Genomic DNA, 24,695 nt, shown 5'->3' with positions numbered 1-24,695 from the left:
CGTTCGTCTCCTCACTATTGATTCCATTGGCCTCGAAAATTCATATGTTCGATCTCGTTCTCGGCACCCACAACGCAAAGAAGCTCATTGAGCTACAGATGATGCTCCCCAAGAGTCTCGCGGCGTTGTCAACCTTAGCGGACATCCAAGGTGCGATTGACGTCGTCGAGGACGGCGAAACCTTCGCTGAGAACGCGGCGAAGAAAGCGTGCGATCAGGCGCGGCATCTCGGCCGCTGGGTCCTCGCCGAGGACAGTGGATTGTCCGTCGACACTCTGGACGGTCGCCCCGGTGTCTATTCCGCTCGTTATGCCGGAGAGCATGGTGACGACGCGGCCAACAATCAGAAATTACTGGTGGAACTCCAGGGAGTGCCGCCCCAAAGACGAGGTGCCCAGTTCAATTGCCACCTCTGTCTTGCCGATCCACAGGGCCGCGTGCACCTGACGGCAGCGGGGATTTGTCGCGGCCGAATCGCCGAGTCTCTCTCCGGCTCAGCGGGGTTTGGCTACGATCCCCTGTTCGTCATCCGTGAGTACCACCGTACCTTCGGCGAACTCGATCTCAGCGTCAAACGAGCGATCAGCCACCGCTCACGCGCCCTGCGACAGTTCCTGCCACCACTTCGCTCGCTGATCGAGCAGCAAATGCACTAGCGACGCTTCCGTCGGATGAGCCGCTTTTTATCGTCTCGCGGTCGCTAAGCGGATGCGTTTTGCGGCGTTTGATCGCCGACAGGAACGGGATCCTTCCGCGACAAGATGGATTGAATTTTTGACGAGGTCTGTGAATAGGAGGTCGTCATGCTGGTCGCACCCGCCTTGCGAAACTTGACGAACAATCCATCGTAGTTTCGGAACTTGCCTAAGCACGCGATCAAAACGGCGCCCTTGAAACCCTCGCTACGAATGGACTTGCACAGATAGCGGGCTTGGGCAAAACCGCCCTTGGGCAGCACCACGATCACCACCACGGGAGGATTGGCCTGGCTCACCTCTCGGCCAACGTCCTGGGGCAGCGTTTCTTCATTGATCGCACGCAGTTGATAAATGCCCTCGCCCGCGATCCGCAGCATGTTCAACACCAGCGATTCGCTGAAGTGGTGGGAGGTACAGCCGATGACGGTGGGTAACTCCGCAATCGGCGCTGAATCCGGTCCGCTATCGGCGGTCTCGTCTTCGGCGTCTACGGAACCACTGCGTGAATCCAGTTCTTCGATCAGGCCTCCGGCCAGTGCAAAGAGGCGATTCGCGTCGCCGTCGGAGAGATGCTCGGCATCGTGATCCGAACGAATTCGCTTGAGCGCAGGAACTAAGACGGCGTCACAGGTCGCCTCCATCGTATGCTCAGCAACGTGATCACGGAGGATCGTTCGCGCACGGTGCTCGTCGCTGGCGAGTAACCGTTGGTAGAACCGCATCGAGGTTTCGATCTGGACATCTTCGCCCAGTAGAATCGCGAGCATTTTGAAGCGGGGCACGTAGCGACCGAGCACGACCAAGCAAACGGTCAGCGGCGTGGACAAAAACAAACCGACCGGTCCCCACAACCAGCCCCAAAACACGGCTGCGAAAATCACCGCGACGGCGGAGATCCCCGTGCTGGCTCCGTACAGCCAGGGCTCGAGAATATTGTTGCTGAGCAGCTCCATCGTGATAATCAAAGCCGCCACGGCGATGAAAACGCCGTATCCAGGGAAAACCGCGAACGCCATCGTCAGTGGGAACACGGCCGATGCGACGGGGCCGATGTAGGGCACGAACCGCAAACACGTCGCCAACGCGCCCCATAAAATCACATTGGGGAAACTACCGCCTTCGGTCATCGTGGCCCCGATGACCGTCAACCCTATCGTTAGCACCAGCCCATAGGATGTGTTGACGATGGTCTGAGCGATCAGATAGCGACTGATCCGACCGGCAGCCTCATCCATCGCTTCGGTCGTCGTGACATAATCCCCGTGACTGACCACAGCGATGATGCGGTCTCGCAAGTCTTCGCGGTGAATTAGCATGAACAGGGCGATCACGCACACTAAACCGGCCGTCGCGAAGGGGCCGAGCATCGTTCCCGCCGTCGTCGCCCAGGATGCCAGGGGAAGGCTATCTTCAACCAGCACCGTGTAGAGCGGCGTCTTCCGTGTGGAACCATCATTCGATTTTTCTAAATTACCTGTCTCGGGGACAGGTAGGAACTTGTCCGTCCAACGCTGCAGGATCGATTTCGTGGCCGCCCCACCTGCCGGATCCCCACCTGCCGGATCCCCACCTGCCGAATCCCCACCTACCGAATCCTCGCCTACCGGGGGCTCCGCGGTTGGGTCCTCGTTGGCGACAGGGGGTTCTATCTCCGCTGCAGATTCATTCTCCCCCGAAGCATCCGGCGCAGTGGACGCGTCAGTGGGGTTATTGGCGGCGGGCTCCGCACCATGCTCAATCGCTTCGGTGACGTCATCAGCGAGCTTATCGAGCGAACCGCCCACCCCCGTGGTCATGCCTGCCATGCTCCTTGCTTTGGTGACCAATTCATCCTTATGCTCGGGGAGAGCACCCACCAAGCTGGTTACTTCGCGGCCTATCAGCGTCGCGACCCCCGCCAACAGTAGAAACGTCAACGTCGCCGTCAGGACGACCGCGACGACATTGGGGACGCCGCTGCGTTGCAATCGATCGACAATCGGGCTGAGCAGGAACGACAGTAGCAGTCCCAACGCCAGCGGAATGAAAACGTCCCGTGCAAAGAACAACGCGGCCACCGTGAGCACGACGGCGAGCAATTGAGCGACTGCGGCAATCGTCGCCATTTCAGATTTTGACTGGGTCATGCAAGTATTCGTAAGACGGGGTGGACGGCGCACTAATTGCACTCAAACGATCGTCGCCACTGAACTTCTGGTGGTCGCCATTTCTCAACGGACAAAACGGAAACATCACCATGCGAGTTCTAATAGCAGTCGTCGTCGTCTTAGTGGTTCTGGGCTTTGTGGGTTGGATCAAGTTCAGTTCACCCGATGGAGACCCAACCTTGCGTGTGGATACTAACAAGGTCAAGCAGGATACGTCAGTCATCGTCGAGAAGTCGAAAGAACTCACTCAGCAGGCCGTTGATCAGGTCGACCGGGCGAAAGACGACGTCGATGCAACGCTTGATCGCGGACCGCTGGAGTCACAACGCCCCTAATCAAGTTCCACCCACTTCGTTTCTGCGAACGGGCGACGCTATTGGGAGCCGATCGTCGCCGATGCGAGAAACCAGCGGAGTCGCGTCTCGGACTAGCTGGACAAACGCTGGTCGATGTAGCGTTTGCAGATCTGGTAGTAGGACACCATCGAATCGATATCGATCCATTCATCGATGGCATGAAGATTGCCGACGAGTGGTCGAGACAGGTTCACGGGAATATGGTGGGTCCGAAAGAAACGACCATCACTGCCACCGGACGCACGGTTCAGGCGGACGGGGTTTCCCGTTTCTTCGGCGGTTGCTTGGCAGAACAACGGGTCGGGATCGAGGTTGGTTGGCTCCGCGGTCATGAGGGGTTCCAGGGTGCAATCGGTCCCCACAACGCGGGCGACTTCCGCGAGGATCGATGCGACCGTATGCGGTGGAGGAAAGCGAATGTCAACGACCGCCGAGGCGCCTGACGGAATGCGGTTGACGGTCGTGTTTTCGCTTTCGCACATCGTGATGCTGCAGGTTGGAAACCAGTGATCGACCTTCGGATCGATGATCCCCGGCGGCCGATACTTCGCGAAATGTTCGATCAATCGATTCAGCCCGGGCAACAACCGCTCAATCGCATTCTCACCGAGCCAGGGTCGTGCCGCGTGTGCCTCCCGGCCATGTTGCATCAGTCGCGCGTGCACGACGCCCTTTTCCGCAGTCGTGATCTGGTCGAGCGATCCGCCGTCGGGGATGATGGCGACGTCACATCGCAACCCGATTTCGTCGAGCAGAAACTGCACCCCATCGGCGCCACCGCGTTCCTCGTCGGACGTAATCGCCAGCCCAACGCTGGCGTCTGTGCCACGGCGATGGATCGCCCGCATCAGCTCAATCATGATGGCGATCTGTCCCTTCATGTCACCGCTGCCCGGCCCAATGATCCTGCCATTCTCGACTTTGGAATGGTAGCAGTCCACTTCAGAGTGCTCGATCACATCGACGTGCCCGCACAGTAGGATCTCCGGTGCATCGCACCCTATCGGCCGTACCACCAATGATTCGTGGCCGTTGCGTTCGAACGTATCGAGCCGGACGCCCGGCGATGAGTCGAGGTGATGCCGTAGGAATTCGAAAGACTTCTGCCGCTCGACGGGGCGACTCTCCGTACTGGGGATCAAAATCAAATCCCGAGTCAACGAAGTCAAACGCGATTTGAGATGCCCGTGCTTGTCAGTGCCTGTCAAGTCGATTTGCCTTCGGTGGGGTCGAGAAATACTGTCTGAACTTGGGTGCAAATGCTCCGCGGTCGAAGATTCGGACCGCGGAGCGTTCGGCTGCTTGTCTTCCGCTCGTTCCTTAATCGCGATCGGCGATCCAACCGCCTGGTAGATCCTGCTCCGCGAGGGTGAGAAACCGGTGGCATTCCTGTGTGTCTCTACCAATGCAAATGAACTGACCTTTGTGAACCAGGCCATCTTTGCCGAAGTTGAAATTCAGCGGCAGCACGCCCGCTCGTCGCCCCATTTGAAAGAGATGATCTTTCGCGGCGAAAATCTCAAGTAGGGTGGCTGCGGTGACCGGTTGGGAGAGTCGCAGATTGCGCAGCAGCCAAGCGCCCTCGGGATGGAAATGTTTGGCGAGCAGCGATGGGTAGGTCGCCCCCGTGACTCGTGCGTTGATCTCACAAACATAGACGTCCCAGTCCGCTTTCGATTCGCGTTGGACGACCAGCCAATCGATACTCGCCGTGCCACGGTAACCCGTCTCGTGGAGCCAGCCGCCGACGATCTCGGCTTGACGCATCGTTTCCGCCCGAATATTGGGGCGTTCGTTCAGATACGGGGGCGGTGACTCGTTCCCTTCATGCACATGATGGTCACTGAGGATCTGTTCCGTCATGTCAAACGCGTAGACATGCTCTTCATCGAGAAACAACTGTGTGCTGGGGCTCAGTATTTCAGCGATCCCTTGGATCCCGGGGCCGAGCCAGCCCTGGACCAAGCATGGCCCTTCATGAAAAAAATACTCGGGAATCAAGTTCAACGGATCCGTTTGATTCAAATCATCTAGTTTCCGCATCCCCACCCCCGACGCTCCAACCTGGGCGCGGACGACCGCAGCGGTATAGCCTTGCGCCTGCAGTCGTGCCGCACAGCCCGCGACATCACTCCGTTGGCGTGCAATCTCGGTCGCTACCGTGGGCAGGTTTTGTGCCAGCAAAAACTGATGCAACAGCAGTTTGTTGTTGCCCGCCTGGCTGGCCTGCGTCGATGAAATCGTCGGGCACCCCAGCCGCTCGGCAATTCGTGGCAGGATGTCATCGATCACATACCCATCGAGCCAACGGTCCGATTGGAGACCGGCCGCCGAGGTCAGCGGATGACCTGGCGGCAAAATCTCGCCCAGCGATGCGTCCGGCCGCGACTCGAGCTGGCGGCCCAGTTCCAGGTAGTCCTCGTGGGTCAACACACAGATTTCGGGCAGTGACAGACCGAGTTCTTGGTTCATGTAGCGACATAGATCCCGATCGGGTGCACGCTCGACGACCAACAGATTTTCTGGTCCGGCGAACAGCAAATCCAAGATGGGGATCAGCCGGTTGCTGTACGAGTCCAGCTCGCCAACCTCCTCGCCGAGCACGCGGGTTTGTTCGGAATTGCCAAAGAACAGGGACAGCAAGTTCGCGAAGAAAATGGTTCGGCGAGGCCACAGGGGCGGTAGCCGGCCCCGGGTGTCGATAAATCGATTTCGGTTGCGAGCAGCCGGTGAATTCATCGACCCATGAACCTCGGCGGGGCGAGTTGGTCGCGGTAGGGAACCTGATCGAACACGTCGATACTGGCACAATCCACCAGATCATTTTCATACCCGGCCGCGATCAGGTTCTGACCGCCTCCTGTCAGGGCCAGTCGTCGTGACAGCGATTCGGAATCGACGACCTTGTCGTGAGTGACGCAGTGTTGCCACGCCGCCAATGCAATCGCCCCCGAATCGTTCACCAACTCAATCGGGCCGTCGTAGAACCGCGACGTGTCGCTGAGTTTGCGGTGACAAACGGCGATCAATGCCCCCGCTAACAGCACGTCCTCGCTCGTTACTGCACCATTCGTGCCTGCACACACGATACGCACCAAGCCAGTGGTGCGAGCGGGTTCGCTGCTGGCGAACTCAGGGTGATTCGCTCCAGCCGAATCGGAATCGGTCACGGCCTCAATGATCGCGTCGGCCACCGCGGTCAGGTTGGCAAAACAGGCCAGCAACATCACGTCGCAATCCGCAGCCGCATCAATGGCCCGAGTGCCGTTGGTCGTTGTCATCACCAGATCGCGGTCGCCAACGCCTGCGGGAGAATACTCCGAGGGGGAATTCCCAAAATCAAACCCTTCGATGGGTCTGCACTCGCGCTCCCCACACAGCAGGGGCGCGGCGTCCGCAGGACCCTCGCGTTGCAACGCCCTCGCGTCATCGATGTTGAGGCACGTCGTCACAGACCTCGCGCCCGCCGCAATCGCAGTCGTCACGACCGTCGTCGCACGCAGCACGTCAATCACCACGGCGACGCGGGCATGTGTGCGTTCGTGCGGTCCGACGGCACTAGGCGATAACCATGTTTCAATCTGCATCGGTTTAATATCGATCCTGTTCTGGTTCGGCACGCACGTCGACATGATCATCGTCAACATGAACATGAATCACGCTGGGACTGCAGCACACCGGGCAATCCTCCACATACGTTTGCTCTTGGCCACCGGCCAAGTCCACCGGGATGACGATCTCCTCACCACAGTTATCGCAAACGTAACTCGCATTATCATCGACGTGCGAAAGTTGGGATTCATGATCCCAAATGTCAGTGCTCTCGCTCTCCCGGCCGAGCGGATCGGCCGTGGGATCTCTCTGGATGGTCATCGTTCAGTTATCCTCTCCGTGTGATTGTCAATGATCAGCGTGATGGAAATCCTCCGCGAGCATCCTGCGTATCCATGCTCGCTAGAATAGAGATTTCACTGCCGATTTCGTACCGATTCCATGAGCAAACACTGTACCGTATTGACATCCACCACCACAGTAGCAGATTTCGTGGTCGCCTCGGCGGGAGTTGAGCTATCGATGAATTGCTGCTGGCGTCCCAGTTTACCGTTGGCATCCCCGGGCTCGGGCGATCACAATGGGCGGTGAGCAATCGTGCGATCAACAAATTTCCGGAGAGCAGAATGAAGCGTTCCCTATACCTCGCCCTGGTCATGAGCGTCCTCGCGACGCCCGCGTTCCCCCTAAACCTGCTGGCTGAGGATGCCGTTCGGGCCATCGTCAGCCCGTCCGACGACAGCCAGCAACCCGCTGAATTGACATCGGCTGAGGGAAAACCGGGCGAGCCGAAATCGGCTGAGCCGAAATCGGCTGAGCCGAAATCGGCTGAGCCGAAATCGGCTGAGGAGGAGACCTCCGACACGAAAAAGCCGGATTCGCCCGCGGGTGAAAAGGACGAGCCCAAAGAGGCCGAAACCGTGAAGGTGGAGGGCGTTTTCGAAGCCGTTCAGTCGTGGGAGTTGATTCACGATCAAGACCAAATACAAACACTCGAGGTCGAACGGATTCTGCCCCATGGCGCCGTCGTCACGAAAGGGCAGAATGTTGTCTGGTTCGATTCCGAACCCATCGATCGAAAAATGGCAACCGCCGAGATCCAACTCAAACTCGCTGAGCTAGCCGCCGCGGACGATCAATTTGCCTACGACCAATTTCTCGAAACTCAAAAACTCGATCGCGAGGCCGCTGAACGGGCCCGTCAGCAAGCCCGCCAGAACTACGACAACTACGTCAAAGTCGATCGTGAACAGACCCTTGGAAACGCGAAACACAGCCTGAAGAATTCGCAGTACTATCTTCAGAATGTGCAAGAAGAACTGACGCAATTGACTCAGATGTATGAAGAAGATGATTTGACCGAAGAGTCCGAAGAGATCGTGATGAAGCGGGCCAAGCAAGCGGTTGAGTCGGCTGAGTTCAACTTGAAGGCAGCTGAAGTTCGCTCAAACCGGATCATGGATCAAACCATCCCACTGCGTGACAAAACCGAAGAGGCGGATTTGGCGAAAGCGGAGATGGCGTACGACAAAGCCATTCGCGATTTGACGAGTTCCAGGCAGCAGCGTGATTTGAAACGCAAACAAGCCGCGATGGAACTCACCGAGAAGACGAACGATTTTGAAACGCTGCGAGAACAACGGAAACAAATCGTGATGAAGGCTCCTGGCGACGGGATCCTGTTGCATGGCGAGTTGACCCGTGGTGCCCTGGGAGCCAAACCGACTACGTTGGAGCAGGGCTCCAAAATCAACCAAGACCAAGTCATCGCGACGATCGTCAATCCCAACCGCCTGCGAGTGCGACTGGAGTTGTCCGAAGCCCAGCTGGCCAGCGTGATCCGCGACGCAAAGTGCGTGGTCAAGCCCACCTCGCTGCCCGATCAATCCCTCACGGGCGTGATCGCTCACGTCGACAAGGTGCCGTTTGCTGCTAAAAAGTTTGATGCCGTCGTCAAACTGAAGGGTAAGATCGATGACTCGATCGTGCCCACGATGACCTGTTCCGTCGAGTTCACGAAGTGAAACTTCACCCCTGACCGAAGTGGGGCCTGTGAAGGATCCCACTTGCATACCGTCGGATCGCGCCCCCCGCGATCCGAACCGTGGATCGCGGGGGACGTCGATTTTTTTACTGCAGCATTTTAGTACGGCGGCGAAGCCGCAGTGGGGAGTGGGTCTTGTTGAAAATCCTCCTCACGCGACGGATCTTTAACAAGATCGATTACCGCTGTAATCGAATCGATGCCCTGAGCGATCCACGACACTCGTCCTTCCTGCGGCCTTCGCTCCCCCACCCCCGGATCATTATCATGTCCAACCACTTTTCGCTGAGTCTCCGCGGCGCGACACTCTTGATCGCGGGGCTTGCATGCATGAGCGTGGCTGCCGAAGGACCGGACACGGACAGTCCGTCGCCTTCCACTCCGCAGTCAACCGCAGCGGTGGCTGCCAATCAGTTTGATTGGAAACACACGCCGATACCTCCACAGGTCGACGGGCCGACCGACGACCAGATCGTCGACGCAATGATTCGCGGCATCGAGTTTATGCTGGCTGACCAGAATGCGAACGGCTCGTGGGGGTCGGCGACTCGGACGAAAGCGTTGAATATCTACGCGCCCGTTCCCGGGGCCCACCACGCATTCCGCACCGCCACGACGTCCCTGTCGATCGCTGCCTTGATCAAAACGTTCGAGCGTTTACCGGTCGAGAACGCCGACGCCGACATTCGCGGGCGGGTACGCAATAGTGTGTCACGAGCTGAGGCTTGGCTGATCGAAAATTTGCCGCGGTTGCGGCGTGCGGGAGGCGATGCACTCTACAACGTCTGGGGGCACGGCTATTCGATCACAGGCTTGACCCAGCTGCATCGCTGGCATGGCGACGATCCCAAAAAACAAGCCGAATTGGTCGCACTGATTCGAACTCAGTTTGAGATGCTGCAACGATACGAGTCCGTCGACGGCGGGTGGGGATACTATGATTTTCGTTATCAGGCCGACCAGCCAACCTCCTCGTCGACGAGCTTTGTCAACGGTGCCGTGTTGGTCTCTCTCGCCGAGGCAAAGGCCATCGGTCTGGACCCTCCCGAGCGGATGGTAAACCGGGCCCTTGCGGCGCTGTATCGACAGCAGAAACCCGACTTCAGCTATGTCTACAGCGAAGGCTTAAAGTATCAACCGATGCGTGGCATCAATCGTCCGGGAGGCAGTTTGGGCCGATCGCAGTGCTGCAATGCTGCCCTGCGTTTATGGGGCGATGAGGCGATCACGGACAACGTCATCAAGGTCTGGCTGTGCCGTCTGTATCTTCGCAATGGTTGGCTAGATATCGGCCGCAAACGACCCATTCCTCATGAGGCATGGATGCAGGTGGCAGGCTATTTCTATTACTTCGGCCACTACTACGCCGCCGTCGGGATGGATTTATTACCGAAATCCGAAATCTCGCCCTACCAGCCCCTGCTCGCGAAATTGATGCTCGACCGTCAAGAAGCCGACGGTTCCTGGTGGGACTATCCACTCTACGACTACCACCAACCCTACGGCACCAGCTTCGCGCTACTCACACTCCATTCCTGCCTCGATTGAGCAATGCCAGAACCTCAATCTTTGGCGGATCCAGATTCCTAAGCTTCGCGTCAACAACAAGTGACGAATTCTCGCGCCGCTCCCGTCGCTATGTCAGTTTTTCTTCACGCGAGGTTTCGGTTTGTTGAGAGCCTTCTGAGGATTCTTTTGACGTTTGGCCCACTCTTTGTATTCCTGGTTCCCGCCACGCATCTGTGAGAAGGCTTGCATTTCGGTTTCCAATCCGAGGTCGCCCTGGGACTGCATCCATGCGGCGAGGGTCTCGTCCAACTCGGACACGACCGCGGCGTAACGGGGGTCCCCCGCCAGATTATTCAGTTCATGCGGGTCTGTCTGGATGTCGTAGAGCTCCACCGCCGGTCGGGTGGCAAAACGATCGATGATCGTTTTTGCATCGGCATCGCCCGACTCTGCCAATGCCTCCCAACTGTGGAACCATGGTCTTCCATTGATCGTGTTATGGAACGTGGCCTCGGGATCGAGATTACGAATCAATTTGAAGCGTTCATCGCGAACACTGCGGATGGGATAGTCGCGCGGGCCATTGATAATGCCTCGCGTGGTCTGGATGCCAAACACATGATCTTTGTGATGATTGGTTTGCCCCCGCAGTACCGGCAATAAACTCTTGCCATCGAGCAATTCCGCAGCGACCCCGCCGGCAGCCTCGACAAATGTGGGGCACACGTCAACGTATTCAACGAGCGCATCGGTTTCGCTGCCGGGCGAGACTTGACCCGGCCAACGCACGATCATGATCGACTGCAAACCTGCATCGTAGCAGCTCCATTTGGCGAATGGGAAACTGTTGCCCTGTTCGGAAACCACCATCACCAAGGTGTTGTCCGCAAGCTCATGCTGGTCGATCATGGAGAGGATTTGTCCGACTTCGGAATCAAAGAAACTGACCTCGGCAAGGTAGTCGCGGTAGGCTATTCGTGTGTCGGGCGTATCGACCATGTAGGGACGGAGTTTTAACGTCGCGGGGTCATATTGGCGACGAAACTGTTTACCTTTGTTCCACGGTTCATGGGGTTCGTTGGAGCAGGCGAAGAGGGCGAAGGGTTGGTCCGTCTCCGCACATTCTGCCATCAGTTTGTCCACGGCGCCCATGTTGATTACGGACCGCTCGCTCGGGTCCGTCCCCGGGGCTGTATTCGCGTGCGGTTGTTTGGCATTGCCGCCTTTGGAGTACTCAAAGGGGAATACTGTTTTGGGACCGATGTGCGTCTTTCCCGACAAAGCGACTCGGTACCCGAGCGGTTGGAGATAGTGCACGATGCTTTTGACATCATCGCGAGCAAACGTATGATTCGGGTAGGCACCTGTTTTGACAGGATATTGGCCCGTGTACAGGTTGTGCCGCGTTGGCGAGCACATCGGTGCGGCTTGGAAACAGCGGGTCAGACGCATGCCCTGTTTCGCCAGTGCATCGATGTGCGGTGTGAGTGCTTGCCCACCGTAGCAGCCGATGTCCGCGAACGTGCAATCGTCGGCGATGATGAACACTAAATTCGGTTGCGTTGAATCGTCGTCGGCTCGTAGCGACGCCGTGACGGCAAATAGTACCGTGACGGCAAACAACGCGGAGGATCTGTATTTCATGAGACTCTTGATAACGGAGAACTAAGATTGTGACTTCTTCGCTCGATATTGAGAAACTTTCTTCGATTTCGCTTCCGCTGAATCAGTGGGAGCGATATGCCGGCGGCGGCGAGTGACTCAATCACTCCAAGAAGGGCGATCACAACCGCTCCGTCATCATGTATGCCCTGCATGGGCGTGATCTTATGGGGTGCCGTTCCTTTGGGAACTTAGTCCCCTGTGTTGAATTCCAGTCCTCTTAACAAGAGAGTCATGATACCACATGGATAGCTCGTAAGAACGCAAACAGGAGGCGAGACGCACTGGGTTTCGGTTGCAGCCGCAAGGGGCAATGGCGTCTCTCGATGCAGCGTCTTTCGATGATGTCGAGAGCCCAATGCACGCTGTCGATCGAATCTCTCACAGTTGCAGGCCTTGTTTGTCTCGAAGAGCGGTGGCAGAAGTTTGCACCTTGAGCCGAACCGCCTCGTGCGGACCCGGATGCTAGGTGGTGTGGGAGGGACCCCGGAAAACCGGGGCCCTATCCTGATCGCATCGATATCCGCTGATTTCTTGCCCGATCGGAACCAGCCAATGTTCCTGCGTGACCTCGCCCAACGAGATGGGATCACCAGCGACGTGTCGGATGAATCAAGGACTCGACGAAATTGAAATCTCACCGGCGGGCGGATACACTGTCGCGATGCTTCGTCTTCACTACTCCCCAGGGCCCACCATGTTGACACGAACACGTGTTTTTCGAATTTTCGCATCCCTTACTTTCCTGGTGGCAATTGCCGCAGCACATCCGCTGAAGGCCCAGGGACGGAGTGAACGCTGGTCCGCGGAAAAAGCGAACGCTTGGCAGGAACAAACACCGTGGCTGGTCGGCGCCAACTTCACGCCCGCCTATGCCATCAACCAACTCGAAATGTTTCAAGCCGATACGTTTGACCTCGCCGCGATTGACCAGGAATTGGAATGGGCGGAGGATCTTGGATTCACCAGCATTCGCGTTTACTTGCATCACTTGCTCTGGGAGCAAGACGCAGATGGGTTCCTCGAACGGCTCGATCAGTTCCTCACTACCGCCGACAAGCATCATATTGGTGTGATGTTTGTGCTCTTCGATAGCGTCTGGGATCCGAATCCGCAGCTCGGCGAGCAGCGGGCACCCGTGCAAGGGCTGCACAACTCCGGTTGGGTACAGAGTCCCGGTGCGAAGGATCTAACAGACCGTTCGCGGCACGGATTGCTCGAAGCATACGTGAAGGGTGTTGTCGGCAAATTCAAAAACGACCCACGTGTGCAGGTATGGGACGTCTGGAACGAGCCTGACAATTTGAATGACAGTAGCTATGGCAAGAATAAACTCAACCAAGAACCGCAGGAAAAGCTGGCCCTCGTTTTAGAACTGCTGCCCCAGGCATTCGCGTGGGCACGCGAGGCCGGCGCAACCCAGCCATTGACCTCGGGCGTGTGGCTGGGCGATCGAAAGGCGGATCCGAAACGACTCAATGACATCGAGAAGGTCCAGCTCGAACAATCCGACGTGATCAGCTTCCATTGCTACGATGGACTGGAACGCCTCAAGACGTGGGTCAATCACCTGAGCCCGCTCGGCCGGCCGTTGATCTGCACCGAGTACATGGCTCGGCCCAACGGCAGTGAGTTCGATCCGATCCTGGGTTATTTTGCCGATCAGAATATCGGTGCCTACAACTGGGGATTTGTGGCCGGCAAGTCCAATACGATCTATCCATGGGACTCGTGGCAGAAACCGTACGCCGACGAACCGCCGGTATGGTTCCACGACATCTTTCGCGCCGATGGTACCCCGTACCGTCAAGCGGAAGTGGACTACATTCGCAAAGTGACCGAAGTGGGGCGGAATTAAGACCCACGTGTTCTCGACCCGTGTGGGGAGCTACGACTCCAGCGATGGATCGCGGATTGATCCACGACATTCATGGGCCTGATGACCTAAATATCTTCGAACGCCTGCATCGAGATCGAACTTCCGATTTCGTCGTGGCGAGGCCGGGTATGCAGGCCTGCTAATCCGCTGACGTAGCGGTTGCCATCGACGAAAAATCGGAGCGGAAGATCGGCGGCATGGCGGATCCCGATTCGTGGTGAGGCAATGATAGGCGATTGCAAGTCGTCACCCGTCGTCAGCCTCCAGTCGCGAGAGCAGAGCACATCGAGGCCGTCGCAGTCTCGTCGGACCTGCATCGCTTGGCAGATCATCCCTGGGCCGGATGTGATCCGGCGGGGGTGAGTCGTGCTGCGGTTCTGCTGCATTCTCTCAACACCCCAGACCGGTTCGATCGCGCGGATCAGGACGGCCGAACCCATGCCGGCGTCCTCGGTGACCAGGTTCATGCAGTGTTGTGCGTGAATCGAATACACGTACAGCGTGCCAGGGTCCGCGAACATGGACGCATTGCGTGGCGTCGGCCCTCTCGAGCTATGGCTCGCCGGATCGTCATGTGCCAGATAGGCCTCCGTCTCGACAATCCAGCCGCCGAGCCACACGCCATCGACGAAATGGGCAATCCCGCGGCCCAGCAGGCAGCGCGCCACCTCGGCGGGATCGCGCCGAAAGAAGCGATGGTCAAGCGGGAGTTTCGCGGCGGTTGAGTTCACGGGAAGCGATCGATCCAGGTCAGGGATTTGGTAAAGTTTAGCGGATATGCGGACGATAACGATTGTGACGCTGAATCCTCATCCCTGGATTTCGGCCCGAGGTTGCCAGCATCGGTGGACATTCGCCAAACGCATCCTCGACCCCAAATTACCGCCCAAGTGACATGGACGTCTGCGATGAATCACGCCGCTCAAACTCTTTTACTCGCCCTCAGTTTGACCCTCACGGTCGGTTGTTGTGGCCCGTTATGGAATCACGGTGGCCGCGCAGGGGCATGTGCCGGAGGCTGCAACGATGGCTGCGGAGCCTGTAATGGTTGTGGTGAACTGTACATCGATCCGTGGATCAACGATCCCGCCGATTACAACGATCCCTGCGATTCATGTGGCAACTTCAATGGACAATCCTGCGGCAAGTGCCGCCCTGTCTTCTCAGGCATCAAAAGCCTGTGGGGATATCGCTGTGATGATGGTTGCGGCGGCAGTTGTGATGGCGGCTGCGACGGCGGTTGCGATGGTGGCTGCAGTTCAGGCAGCTGTGGCGGCGATTGCGGTTGCGATGGTCATGGATCGTTGCACCCGACCGGTGAGTACATCGGTAGCTATGCTGAAGGACAGCCGCCCTATGCACTCGGCGAGGGCGAGCGAATTGTGGAATCGCACATGACCGGCCAACCGACGCCCGCCCGAATCAGCCAGCAAAGTGGTACCGTACGCCAGATTTTCAAGCCCCGCCGGGTCAATGAATCACCGGGGCTGGCGTATTAGAGGGCAAAACCAAGGAGCCACGCTCGGTTGAGCGTGGCGTACGGTTGAGCGTGGCGGGCGGGAGAGCGTGGCGGGCGGGAGAGCGTCGCGTACGGGAGTCGTACCTAAACGCTTGGTCCGGGTTCACGGTTCTGAATGCTGAGCTCGGCTTCACCGTCGTCGCCCGTATACGTCAACACGCTGTGGACATGATACGGCTCCAGTCTCGCTTGGCCGCCGAGTGTCTCCAGATGGAGTAAGAAAGAACAGCCGACGATTTCAGCGTCGCATTTTTCGAGCAGTCGCAGACAGGCCTCGACCGTGCCCCCAGTGGCCAGTAGATCGTCGACAATCAGTACCCGCTGGCCGGGTTGGATCCCGTCAACATGAATCTGCAATTCGTCGCTGCCATATTCCAACTGGTACGCGAAGGAGTGCAGATCGAAAGGCAGTTTGCCGGGTTTGCGGATTGGGACGAATCCAGCTCCCAGTCGCAATGCCAGTGGTGTACCAAAAATAAATCCACGGGCTTCGGCCGCCGCAACGATATCGACGCCCGCATCGAGAAACGGAGCGGCCATCTGATCGACAGCCTCATGCAGTGCGGCAGGATTACACAGCAGCGGTGTGATATCACGATACAAAATTCCTGGTTTGGGATAATCAGGAATGTCTCGAATCAACGAGCGAAGGTCCGTCATGACGTTGTCTCTGCGATGCTCGGGTGAGGTGTGGAAACTCGGTATCTCCAGACCATAACCGCCAGACCAACCGGAATGAAGGCATCGATTGACAAGTTTTCGGATTCTCGCGAGCCCCTCGTCAGCCTTCTACCTTGTCAGCTTCGGTCATATCGAAGATCCGATTCCACGGCACTGAGGGTGACGCACCATCGCTGTCACTCTCGGCCTTTCGTCGGCACTCAATGCACTCGCTCGCATAGGGAATCGCGCGGAGTCGGTTCAGCGGAATGGGTTTACCGCAGTCCTCGCACTCGCCGTAATTTCCCTGTTGGAATTTCGCAATCGCCTCTTCGATCGCTACCAATTCCTTGCTCTCGACCTCGACCAATTGACTGTTTAACTCGTCTTGGACGGTGTCGGCAGCAGCATCAAGAGCATCGCCGGTTTTTTGTTGATGCAGTTCGCTCAGCAGGCTGAGATCTCCCGCCAACGCCTTTCGGAGGGCGTCACGACGGCGGACCAACGTAGCTCGCAAGTTTTGCAGAGATTCTTTTCTGGGCATGGGAAAACCTTTCTTTCAGACGAGGGGCGTCCGGGGTAACCGAAAAAATCCGGGTGCTGGCAACCGTTCAGACGTGGATGGACGCCGGAAAGTTCGCTAATCGGATTTGCCTCGCTACCAGTACTACCTCGAAAGCGTGCGATGGGGACTCAAAGTTGCCGGCCACGTTGACGCAACGTGAACGCCTCACCCGGTCAAGGGTATCCATTGGGAGGGAGAGGCAACCCTAAAAAACAGGCAATTGCAGCAGCAGGCTTTGGTTTATGCAATGATTGTGCCAGAAAATATCACTCGGGCCTCGAAAACTTTTTTTCCCCGGAACACTCGCTGACGTCGACAGTTCCAGACCCCCCCCGCTGAGCAGGGTGGATGCGGCCAGTCGGATTTGCCGCTCGGGAGTCGGGCTGATGAGCACGGCGATGAGCGGAATCCGTACGGTGCATTGTTTCCCCTTTCACGCGGTCGAGACGCCCCCCAGTCTCTCTTTCTCCGCCATTTTGCGGAGCGGTGGTCAGGTGGGGGGGTCTGCGGCGCTCACTCCAGGGGCCGCTGTTCACTCCAGTGGACGCAGCGTCATCGTGCCGAGATGCAACCCACCGGACTCGTCGTAGGCGAAACTGCCGCTGACATTAAAATATTTCCGCAATTCGCTGAATTTCGGTAGCGTTTGTCTCTGCAGTAGATTGCTGAACTTTTGAGCGACGGGATTGTTTTCGCCACGTCGGCCGAACGCATCGGCCAATGTGGGCGAGGCGGCAAGTTCGTAGAGCACCCGGTAATTGTCAGCATCGCGATTGAATGTCAGAAAAAACGGTTTCTCGCCAGCCAGTTTCGCACCCAATTCCGACAGCAGCAGCGCATAGTCCGTGTCATCGATCAGCCGGGGCTTGGATCCGCCACGCGCCCGGATCGCCTGCTCGACGATTTCCCGTGAATCGGAGAGGACGAGATAGTCGTCGAGCAGCATCACGCTGCGTTCGACCTGCCGCATCGTGTCGGGCAGTTCGCGGCCAGCTCGCGCGAAGTAGACTTGCACGTCTCCGATCGTTTCGGGCCGCATGTCAGCCGCGGGCAGCTTGAGGCGGATCTTGTCGAGCATCTCGCGTGCTTTATCGACGTCGCGAACTTGCACGGCGTCCATGCGAGCAACCGCGTTCCACGCGGCCGGGGACTGATAGCGACGCACGCCGACATAGCGGCCCGTGAGATTTGCCAGTAGATCGTCCTTCAGGCTGACGTCCAATCTCGCCTGGACCCGGTCTTCGGTAAATCGTTCGAAGGTGCCCTCGCCCGCGAAACGGTTGACAATCTTCGCGAGATTATCCGCCGCCGTGACGATATCCCAGTTTGCCGTCAGATAGCTCGTCGTGTCAGCAGGGACCCATTCGGGCGGCGTCGGTTCGACAGGTTCCGGGCGCACGACGCCAAAAAATCCGTCACGAGGGGCATCGATCACCACATGCAGGTGGAGGATTCCCTCGACGATATCACCGCCCCGAAACACGCTGCCGCCGATCCCGCGAATCTTCTCAATCCCCAGTTCTTCGACGATCGGCTGAATGAAGAATGACGAGCTGCTGCGGCTGATTATCTTTTGGGCAATCGCATAGGGATTCGCAAAAAAGGTGATCTGTGGTGTCTCCGCCTCGGCACCGACGCAGCGCGTCATCACGGCACCAAAGTCCGGGTTGCTTGATAGGTTCGCTAGGCTTGATGAATCAGCGACCGCGTTTTGCGATTTCTCGGCGGCAGCCTTCCGGTTTTCGGGGGCGTCGGTTTCATGCCAGCGTTCGAGCACGTCGGCGGCGGCCCGGCGACCGAAACCGATCACAAACACACCATCGCGATCGAACGATTCGACAACGGGACCGCGACCGCGCGGTGGCTGCCATGAGGTGACGCTATGATCGCCAATCTTTTCTTCACTCTGCACAAACTGGTTCTTCTTCGCCAAATCGCTGATCTGGGCAATCAGTTTTCGCATCGATGCGGCGGATTCGTTCTGCTCTCCAGTCTCGATGAGCAGCACACCCCCGAAACTGTTTTGATCGCGGCGTTGCCGCTGCATCCGCCGCGAGATTTCCTCGTCGCTCTCTTCGCTTTTTTCGTCTCCCTTTTGGGCCTCGGGCTGCTCCGGTGGTGCGCCGGGGACCAATGCCAACGAGACTTGCCCTTGCGGGATCGACAGCATTTCGTCCAGTGAGAGCCCCACTTGGCTGGCAAATTCCTCCACCAGCTGACTGAGGGTTTGGTAGGTATCCGAAACGAACGGCCGCATCGCTGGGTCGCCCAGCATCTGGCCGAGCGTCGAACGGGTGAAGCCCGCTTTCAGCTCGGTGGTGTTGCGGATCCGCATGTACGCCATCGTATCGGTGGGTAAAAGCCGCGATGCAGGCGGGCATTTTGATTCAAAGGAGTCCGCTTCCCCCCTCGGCCCACGGACCTGTGCGACAGCCGTTTGCTGCACAAATGTTCCGGCCAGCAACGCGATCACTAACCAGCGACAGCGAACAACAGCGAATGCGACCGAGAGCAATTTCATTTGCATCGAAATTCAAAAGCAAAAAAGAGGAAAGACACCTGAAAGCAAGCTAGAATAGCATTATCCGATCCCATTCGAGCTCAAACCCCAAAGTATCCGATGCCGCTCTTGAAATCCAACGTTTGGTACAAACCCTTACTAACCAGTATCGTTCTGATGGGCTTGGCGGTTTGCTCGGCTGCCTCGGTCCAAGCAAATAATAATGGCGGGGGCACGACGGGCGGCACCGCAGGTGGCACGACAGGTGGTACCGGCTCAGGCGGCAGCGACCTGGTCGACCTGCAAGAAGAATTCATCGGTGACATCGACCGGACCGGTGGCGTCGGGCAATTCAGCGAACCTGTCGGAGCCAGTGTGACATCCTCGGCGGCGTCGTTGGGCACGACGGGGGCACGGACGACAAGAGGAGTCGGCGGCTTGGGTGGACTCGGGGCCGCCTTCAATAACACGCTCGACACCGGGCTCGGTGCGAGCGAATCGGTCATCCCACTGCGCACCCGACTCCGCAGCGCCGTGGCACTGCCACCACGCAAAGTCGAGGATCAAGTCGCCGTTGTGGTCAACGTCAACAACCGCCTCCAAGGAACCAGCACACTGGGGCCGCGTCCGCGAGCACGCGGCATGATTATCCCCGGTGCATCCTACGGCACTCCCACACGACCGCACGCGGGCGTCAGTGTTCAGATGCAAGGGAGAACCGCCGTCCTGCAGGGCACCGTCAGTAGTCACACGCACCGGCGCATGAGCGAATTGCTGATGCGTTTGGAACCTGGTGTCTCCGCAGTGGACAATCAAATTAGCGTCGTTGAGTAACCCGTGCCGCGTCTTCGCGAATCACGCAGGGCGCCGAACATGCGGGCACTCTCCGGGTGATTTCGACTCACCTGATCAACACGCCGCTAAGAGGAACGATCAGAAAATTACTGTCTGATATGATGGCCGAACGCTCTGCGGTCGACGATTCCGACCGCGGAGCGTTCGGCCACTTATTTTCCGCTCGTTCTAAGGGCGATCCCGGTTCGGCGATCAAGATCCCTGTCTCTTTCATTTCGGATGAATCACTGATGCAATTGAAGTGTCCCGGCTGCGCTCGCACGCTCAAAATCCCAGATGCCGCGGCGGGCAAGGTCGTGAAGTGCCCCTGTGGGAAACAACTTCGCGTCCCCGCAGCCGGTGGCCGCACCGCGTCCGTTGGTCCCGCCGCAGCCGGTGGCCGCACCGCACAGCGGCCCACCGCCCCTCGTTCGGCCCCCGCCCCTCCGGCAGACTCACGCTCTGCTGCTGCCGAGTCGCTGCAAGTTGATGCAGGGGCGTTCGATGATCTCAGCGATGCGGACTGGGCTCCTGTGCAGTCCACCCCGATTCCCACCGCGGGCAGAGCCGCCTCCAATCCCTACGCGGCGCCGCAGTCGATCGACGACACCACGGCGCGATCGGCGAGCGGCCCCATCGCTTCGAAGGGACTGCGATTTACCAATTTTTTAATCGACCAAGGGCTCATCGTTGCCCTTTCATTCGTCGTGGGAGTGGTCATTGGCATTGCTAAAATTGCCTCCAATGGGGGCGGTGAGATCTCACCGGAGGAAAGTGCGCAACTGGGGATGGTCGCCAACGCAATCGCGTTTGTGGCAATCGTTTTGTACTACATCGTGATGGAAGCCGTATTCGGTGCCACGATCGGAAAATTCTGCACGGGCACACGCGTCGTCAGCGCCACGGGCGGTCGCGCGGGCTTCGGCGCCATCATTGGCCGCACCTTCGCTCGGTTCATCCCCTTTGAACCGTTTTCCTTTTTCGGCAGCGAGGCTACCGGATGGCACGACAGCCTGTCGGGGACACGCGTGATCAAAGTCCGCTGAGTCCCCCTGTCTTTCCGAGACGCGCCGACTATCCCATCTCGTTCTTGATCAATTCGATCAGGTCTTGAGTTTGCAGCCGGGCCGCAGCATCGGTGCCATCGAGCACGCCGGCAACGAGTTCTCGTTTGTCGGCATGGAGCTGCAATATCTGCTCTTCGATCGTGCGTTCGGCGACCAGTCGGTAGACCGTCACGGGACGTTCCTGGCCGATGCGGTGGGCACGGTCAGTCGCTTGGTCTTCGACCGCCGGGTTCCACCATGGATCAAGGTGCAAGACATAGTCAGCGGCTGTCAGGTTAAGACCCGTGCCCCCGGCTTTGAGCGAGATCAAGAACAAATCGCCTTCACCGGCTTGGAACGCGTCGACGCGGCGCTGTCGTTCGTGCGACGGCGTGGACCCATCAAGGTATTGGTAGGGGATTCCACGTCGATCGAGGACTTCCCGCACGACCCCGAGATGCTTGACAAATTGACTGAACACGAGCGCGCGGTGGTCGCCGTCACGCAATTCATCAACAAGCGACACCAACAAATCAAGCTTCGCCGACGAGCCTTTCCAGCTGGGGTCAACCAACGCGGGGTGGCACGCGAGTTGGCGGAGTCGGGTCAGCCACGCGAGTGTTTGAATCCGGCGACGACCTTCGTGCGATTTCTCGCCATCGCTCGCCGCGTGGGTGAGCTCAGCGAGTGCGGCCAGACGCGCGTCTTCGTAGAGTTTTCTCTCCGGCTCGCTGAGTTCCGCCCGCAGCGTGATTTCCGTCCGCGGCGGCAGTTCGGTGAGCACCTTGTTTTTAGTTCGCCGCAAGATAAACGGGCGTACGAGCCGGGCCAACGCCTCGCGGCGCTCGGCGTCATTGTGCCGCTCGATCGGTTCGGCAAACCGGCTGCGGAATCGCTGCCAGGAGCCAAGCAGTCCGGGGCTGAGCGTGCGAAACAGGCTCCATAGCTCGCCGAGGTGGTTTTCCAGTGGCGTGCCCGATAACCCCAACCGCCAATCCGCCTGCAGTGTGCGGATGGCCTGCGACGTCTTGGTCTGCGAGTTCTTGATGAATTGGGCTTCGTCGAGCACCAGCGTCGTCCACGACCGGGTGGCAAAACGTTTGGCGTCACGCTGCATCAATTGGTAGCTGACAATCAAGATATCGCCAGGCCCAGCGGACTTAATGATCTCATCGCGGTCGCAATCTCGGTACAAGACCGCGTTGAGCGCGGGGGCAAATTTGCCCGCTTCGCGAACCCAGTTTTCACCGACACTGGTCGGTGCGATCACGAGGGCCGGTCCATCGGTAGATCGATCGATCAGAATGCCGAGGGCTTGGACGGTTTTCCCCAGACCCATGTCATCGGCAAGAACACCACCCACTCCCCACCGGCTCAGGCGGGCGAGCCAGCGATATCCGTCGAGCTGGTAGTCACGCAGCGTCGCATCGAGTCCCGTGGGACGCTCCGGATTCCAACTGCCCAGTGACTCGAGTCGCTCGATGGCTTGATGCCAGGCCGCGGTCGCCTCGAGGGACACGTCGTCGCCGAGAACCTCCTGCGCCAGGGGGACCGCAGCCGTCGGCAGTTTCAGGTGCCCTTTTTCCGACACGAGGGTGTCAGCCAACTGGGTCAACCGGCGGCGGAACGCTTCGCTGATCTTCGCAAACTTGCGATCACCGACGCGCACGAGCTGGCGGTCTTCGCGAACGGCGAGCAACAGGTCGTTCAGCGGTACTTCCACACCATCGATCGTGACGGATCCGGAAACGCCAAACCAATCCGGCGAATCGTCGATTTGAACGCGGAGCGATTTCGGCGTGATCTCACCGCGAACCCGGAACGTCTCACCCTCTGGCCACACGATCCGTGGGGCTTCGTCGCCCGCATCGTGCAAGCGTCCGAGTAGATCGAGGGCGGCGTGGTCGCTGATGGCGACCCATTCATGGTCCCCATCGCTGGACAGTTTGTTGAACGCGAAACGCTCGATGATTTCTTGGCCAGCCGTCAATTCGCCCGTCAGGTCGCGTTGCAATCGGACCGGCCCCGTTTCACTGAGACAGGGAACGATATCGGGCTGTTGTCCGGGGATGAGCGAACTGCGGAATCTTGCGTCGTGGGAGCGAAGGGCGATCTTCAAACCCGCACCGGGCCGAGGACGCATCTGCAGAATCAACTCGCTCTGAATCGGTTGAATCGGCCCCGCCAATTGCGGTGGCAAGGAGACATGGATCAGCGAATCGATGGTGCCCGCGGACAGCGCCAGCTTGGCCGCCGACTGCTCATCGAGCATCGTGTCGCGGTAGTCCTCCCGCAACAGAAATTGAACCAGCCCGCTGGCCGCTGAATCGATCAGCGTGCAAACGACAAGACGATTGTGCTCCCGATCAGCCAGCACGACGACCGGTTCGACCGGGCTGGTGTGTCCGAAGAGGACTTCGCAGGAGTGCACGTCGATATCGATGCCTTCGACCGTCAGCCGCGGCCGGAACTGGACGGCGGTGGATTCGCCGGGAGGGGCAGCGAGCGCGTCGGGTACGGGGGCATCGCCGTCGCGCGGGACGGTCATCGTGGCGGTCGCCTCGGATTCAGTCGCCTCGTCGAGCTCGGGCGAGTCGGTGAGTTCCGCAAACGTTCGTGATCGAGCAGACTTGGCGGGTTGCTTTTTCGCACCCGTTTTCTTGGTGCTGGCCGTTGAGTTCTGGCTGTCTCGCTTTTTCGCTTTGGCCGGTTGGTCGACCTCGACGGGATGCAGCGTCAAGCTGAGCTGACTGCTGAAGACATCGACCGGCGACGCGTCGGAATCGTCCCAAGCGACGTTCTCGTGACCGGCGAGCAACCGCAGGGCTTGGAACATTCCGTATTGGTCTTCGCGAAAACCGTGGGTGGGGATCGACGTCAATGAGGCGATCTGGCTGTCGAGCGGTTCGGTGAGCAGGTTTTGTTCGAGCAGATCGAAGCTGCGGACCTCGCGGCCTTTGGTCCAGCCCTTACCGCCCTTGCGGCTGCGCTGTTCAAACGGCGTGATCGTCAGCGGCGTGGCTTGCGAGGCGATGTTCACGCGGAGCCGCCACTGCAGTTGCGTCGGTTCCTCGTCGGCCCGTTCGGGACGGGCACTGGCAGCCCGGCGCAGCAATTCGTCGACGAACTGTTTGCCCGCCGCGACAGCGTCCGCTTTGAGCCCGCTGAGAAATTCGAGTAACTGCCCGTTTCCCCGCCGGCGGGTGATCTGTTCCTGCATCCACCACGCACAGGCGAGCGTATGCGCACAGCGGAGGTTTCGCTCGTGGGCGAGACAGCCGCACTTGCACTCACCACGCAACTGCATCGCTTCGGCGCTCGGATCTTCGGGGTCGGCGAGCGGTTGCACGGTGACAACCACGCTCTGCATCCGCTGTCGATTCCCTTTAACCTGAAACTCGAACCGAACGCCGTCATCGCCCTGCGTTAGCGTGGGCGTTTTCACGGTCATCATGGCCGCATGTTTGTCGAATTCTTGATCATGGGAATCGACCAGGCGCTCAATTGCTTCACCGAGCAGCAGCCCAAGCGATCCGATCTGGTCTTCGGCGATCCAGTCCATGCCGTCATCAATCCCATTCTGGTGAAAAAACAAGCATTCCCTGTCCAACCGCGATTCAAAAGGTCAAAACCAAAATCAAGCGGCGCACGGAAATTCGAGCGAACCAGGGTACACGTCGGAGACTGTAAATGCGATGGTAGATAGCGATTCTTTCTTGGTGGG

19 protein-coding genes are annotated in these 24,695 nt (G+C 58.6%); 8 read left to right on the top strand and 11 right to left on the bottom strand.

Going from position 1 to position 24,695, the window contains the following annotated elements; all coding sequences use genetic code 11:
• Nucleotides 1-44: 44 nt before the first annotated feature.
• Nucleotides 45-656, top strand: coding sequence for an RdgB/HAM1 family non-canonical purine NTP pyrophosphatase (gene rdgB, locus SH410x_RS24845; protein WP_473671754.1), 612 nt, complete (start codon nucleotides 45-47; stop codon nucleotides 654-656).
• Between the two features lie 44 nt (nucleotides 657-700).
• On the opposite strand, the gene SH410x_RS24840 is transcribed toward rdgB, so the two are convergent.
• A complete protein-coding gene (locus SH410x_RS24840; protein WP_473671752.1) occupies nucleotides 701-2,824 on the bottom strand; it encodes an AI-2E family transporter in 2,124 nt (707 codons plus the stop codon).
• 110 nt (nucleotides 2,825-2,934) lie between these two features.
• Here SH410x_RS24840 and SH410x_RS24835 point away from each other — a divergent pair, with 110 nt between their 5' ends.
• On the top strand, nucleotides 2,935-3,180 hold the full coding sequence (locus tag SH410x_RS24835; protein WP_473671750.1) for a hypothetical protein: 246 nt from the start codon (nucleotides 2,935-2,937) through the stop codon (nucleotides 3,178-3,180).
• A 92-nt stretch (nucleotides 3,181-3,272) separates the two neighbouring features.
• Here SH410x_RS24835 and SH410x_RS24830 read toward each other — a convergent pair whose 3' ends face one another.
• The 4 genes from SH410x_RS24830 to SH410x_RS24815 form a co-directional block, all read right to left on the bottom strand.
• Nucleotides 3,273-4,409 carry a M20 family metallopeptidase gene (locus SH410x_RS24830; protein ID WP_473671748.1) on the bottom strand — a complete coding sequence of 379 codons (1,137 nt, stop codon included), beginning with the start codon at nucleotides 4,407-4,409 and terminating at the stop codon, nucleotides 3,273-3,275.
• A 112-nt stretch (nucleotides 4,410-4,521) separates the two neighbouring features.
• On the bottom strand, nucleotides 4,522-5,940 hold the full coding sequence (locus SH410x_RS24825) for a hypothetical protein (protein ID WP_473671746.1): 1,419 nt from the start codon (nucleotides 5,938-5,940) through the stop codon (nucleotides 4,522-4,524).
• On the bottom strand, nucleotides 5,937-6,788 hold the full coding sequence (locus SH410x_RS24820; RefSeq protein WP_473671744.1) for a 2-phosphosulfolactate phosphatase: 852 nt from the start codon (nucleotides 6,786-6,788) through the stop codon (nucleotides 5,937-5,939). Before SH410x_RS24820 ends, SH410x_RS24825 begins: the two co-directional genes overlap by 4 nt.
• A gap of 4 nt (nucleotides 6,789-6,792) precedes the next feature.
• Entirely contained in the window at nucleotides 6,793-7,074 is a 282-nt protein-coding gene (locus tag SH410x_RS24815; RefSeq protein ID WP_473671742.1) for a zinc ribbon domain-containing protein, read from the bottom strand.
• A gap of 305 nt (nucleotides 7,075-7,379) precedes the next feature.
• On the opposite strand from SH410x_RS24815, the gene SH410x_RS24810 reads away from it, so the two are divergent.
• Nucleotides 7,380-8,777, top strand: coding sequence for an HlyD family secretion protein (locus tag SH410x_RS24810; RefSeq protein WP_473671740.1), 1,398 nt, complete (start codon nucleotides 7,380-7,382; stop codon nucleotides 8,775-8,777).
• A 287-nt stretch (nucleotides 8,778-9,064) separates the two neighbouring features.
• The gene (locus tag SH410x_RS24805) at nucleotides 9,065-10,345 is read left to right on the top strand and encodes a prenyltransferase/squalene oxidase repeat-containing protein (RefSeq protein WP_473671738.1); all 1,281 of its coding nucleotides are present in this window, start codon (nucleotides 9,065-9,067) and stop codon (nucleotides 10,343-10,345) included.
• A 93-nt stretch (nucleotides 10,346-10,438) separates the two neighbouring features.
• Here the strand turns inward: SH410x_RS24805 and SH410x_RS24800 are convergent, their stop codons facing one another.
• Nucleotides 10,439-11,950 (bottom strand): sulfatase family protein, encoded by a 1,512-nt coding sequence (locus tag SH410x_RS24800; protein WP_473671736.1) that lies wholly within the window; start codon nucleotides 11,948-11,950, stop codon nucleotides 10,439-10,441.
• Nucleotides 11,951-12,665: 715 nt separating this feature from the next.
• Here SH410x_RS24800 and SH410x_RS24795 point away from each other — a divergent pair.
• Nucleotides 12,666-13,826 carry a glycoside hydrolase 5 family protein gene (locus SH410x_RS24795; RefSeq protein WP_473671734.1) on the top strand — a complete coding sequence of 387 codons (1,161 nt, stop codon included), beginning with the start codon at nucleotides 12,666-12,668 and terminating at the stop codon, nucleotides 13,824-13,826.
• Between the two features lie 86 nt (nucleotides 13,827-13,912).
• Here the strand turns inward: SH410x_RS24795 and SH410x_RS24790 are convergent, their stop codons facing one another.
• Nucleotides 13,913-14,578: a DNA-3-methyladenine glycosylase gene (locus tag SH410x_RS24790; protein ID WP_473671732.1), complete on the bottom strand. Its 666-nt coding sequence runs from the start codon at nucleotides 14,576-14,578 to the stop codon at nucleotides 13,913-13,915.
• A gap of 177 nt (nucleotides 14,579-14,755) precedes the next feature.
• Here SH410x_RS24790 and SH410x_RS24785 point away from each other — a divergent pair, with 177 nt between their 5' ends.
• Nucleotides 14,756-15,346 (top strand): hypothetical protein, encoded by a 591-nt coding sequence (locus SH410x_RS24785; RefSeq protein ID WP_473671730.1) that lies wholly within the window; start codon nucleotides 14,756-14,758, stop codon nucleotides 15,344-15,346.
• Between the two features lie 104 nt (nucleotides 15,347-15,450).
• Here SH410x_RS24785 and SH410x_RS24780 read toward each other — a convergent pair whose 3' ends face one another.
• The 3 genes from SH410x_RS24780 to SH410x_RS24770 all read right to left on the bottom strand — a co-directional run bounded on the left by SH410x_RS24780 (nucleotide 15,451) and on the right by SH410x_RS24770 (nucleotide 19,112).
• A complete protein-coding gene (locus tag SH410x_RS24780; RefSeq protein ID WP_473671729.1) occupies nucleotides 15,451-16,026 on the bottom strand; it encodes an adenine phosphoribosyltransferase in 576 nt (191 codons plus the stop codon).
• Nucleotides 16,027-16,147: 121 nt separating this feature from the next.
• On the bottom strand, nucleotides 16,148-16,570 hold the full coding sequence (locus tag SH410x_RS24775; RefSeq protein ID WP_473671727.1) for a TraR/DksA family transcriptional regulator: 423 nt from the start codon (nucleotides 16,568-16,570) through the stop codon (nucleotides 16,148-16,150).
• A gap of 553 nt (nucleotides 16,571-17,123) precedes the next feature.
• The gene (locus tag SH410x_RS24770; protein ID WP_473671726.1) at nucleotides 17,124-19,112 is read right to left on the bottom strand and encodes a DUF3352 domain-containing protein; all 1,989 of its coding nucleotides are present in this window, start codon (nucleotides 19,110-19,112) and stop codon (nucleotides 17,124-17,126) included.
• 99 nt (nucleotides 19,113-19,211) lie between these two features.
• Here SH410x_RS24770 and SH410x_RS24765 point away from each other — a divergent pair, with 99 nt between their 5' ends.
• Together SH410x_RS24765 and SH410x_RS24760 are read left to right on the top strand one after the other, a co-directional pair.
• A complete protein-coding gene (locus SH410x_RS24765) occupies nucleotides 19,212-19,925 on the top strand; it encodes a BON domain-containing protein (protein WP_473671724.1) in 714 nt (237 codons plus the stop codon).
• A 122-nt stretch (nucleotides 19,926-20,047) separates the two neighbouring features.
• Entirely contained in the window at nucleotides 20,048-20,971 is a 924-nt protein-coding gene (locus tag SH410x_RS24760; protein ID WP_473671722.1) for an RDD family protein, read from the top strand.
• Between the two features lie 28 nt (nucleotides 20,972-20,999).
• Here SH410x_RS24760 and SH410x_RS24755 read toward each other — a convergent pair whose 3' ends face one another.
• Nucleotides 21,000-24,566, bottom strand: a complete 3,567-nt coding sequence (locus tag SH410x_RS24755; protein ID WP_473671720.1) for a DEAD/DEAH box helicase — start codon at nucleotides 24,564-24,566, stop codon at nucleotides 21,000-21,002.
• Between the last annotated feature and the right edge of the window lie 129 nt (nucleotides 24,567-24,695).

Source organism: Rhodopirellula sp. SH410 (assembly GCF_055811895.1).
This window is presented reverse-complemented; position numbering and strand designations above follow the sequence as displayed.

Coding starts and splice junctions, on each gene's coding strand:
- SH410x_RS24765 (WP_473671724.1), top strand. CDS start 19,212: ATGCCGCTCTTGAAATCCAACGTTTGGTACAAACCCTTACTAACCAGT.
- SH410x_RS24840 (WP_473671752.1), bottom strand. CDS start 2,824: ATGACCCAGTCAAAATCTGAAATGGCGACGATTGCCGCAGTCGCTCAA.
- SH410x_RS24820 (WP_473671744.1), bottom strand. CDS start 6,788: ATGCAGATTGAAACATGGTTATCGCCTAGTGCCGTCGGACCGCACGAA.
- rdgB (WP_473671754.1), top strand. CDS start 45: ATGTTCGATCTCGTTCTCGGCACCCACAACGCAAAGAAGCTCATTGAG.
- SH410x_RS24775 (WP_473671727.1), bottom strand. CDS start 16,570: ATGCCCAGAAAAGAATCTCTGCAAAACTTGCGAGCTACGTTGGTCCGC.
- SH410x_RS24825 (WP_473671746.1), bottom strand. CDS start 5,940: ATGAATTCACCGGCTGCTCGCAACCGAAATCGATTTATCGACACCCGG.
- SH410x_RS24805 (WP_473671738.1), top strand. CDS start 9,065: ATGTCCAACCACTTTTCGCTGAGTCTCCGCGGCGCGACACTCTTGATC.
- SH410x_RS24770 (WP_473671726.1), bottom strand. CDS start 19,112: ATGAAATTGCTCTCGGTCGCATTCGCTGTTGTTCGCTGTCGCTGGTTA.
- SH410x_RS24795 (WP_473671734.1), top strand. CDS start 12,666: ATGTTGACACGAACACGTGTTTTTCGAATTTTCGCATCCCTTACTTTC.
- SH410x_RS24785 (WP_473671730.1), top strand. CDS start 14,756: ATGAATCACGCCGCTCAAACTCTTTTACTCGCCCTCAGTTTGACCCTC.
- SH410x_RS24760 (WP_473671722.1), top strand. CDS start 20,048: ATGGCCGAACGCTCTGCGGTCGACGATTCCGACCGCGGAGCGTTCGGC.
- SH410x_RS24800 (WP_473671736.1), bottom strand. CDS start 11,950: ATGAAATACAGATCCTCCGCGTTGTTTGCCGTCACGGTACTATTTGCC.
- SH410x_RS24780 (WP_473671729.1), bottom strand. CDS start 16,026: ATGACGGACCTTCGCTCGTTGATTCGAGACATTCCTGATTATCCCAAA.
- SH410x_RS24835 (WP_473671750.1), top strand. CDS start 2,935: ATGCGAGTTCTAATAGCAGTCGTCGTCGTCTTAGTGGTTCTGGGCTTT.
- SH410x_RS24810 (WP_473671740.1), top strand. CDS start 7,380: ATGAAGCGTTCCCTATACCTCGCCCTGGTCATGAGCGTCCTCGCGACG.
- SH410x_RS24815 (WP_473671742.1), bottom strand. CDS start 7,074: ATGACCATCCAGAGAGATCCCACGGCCGATCCGCTCGGCCGGGAGAGC.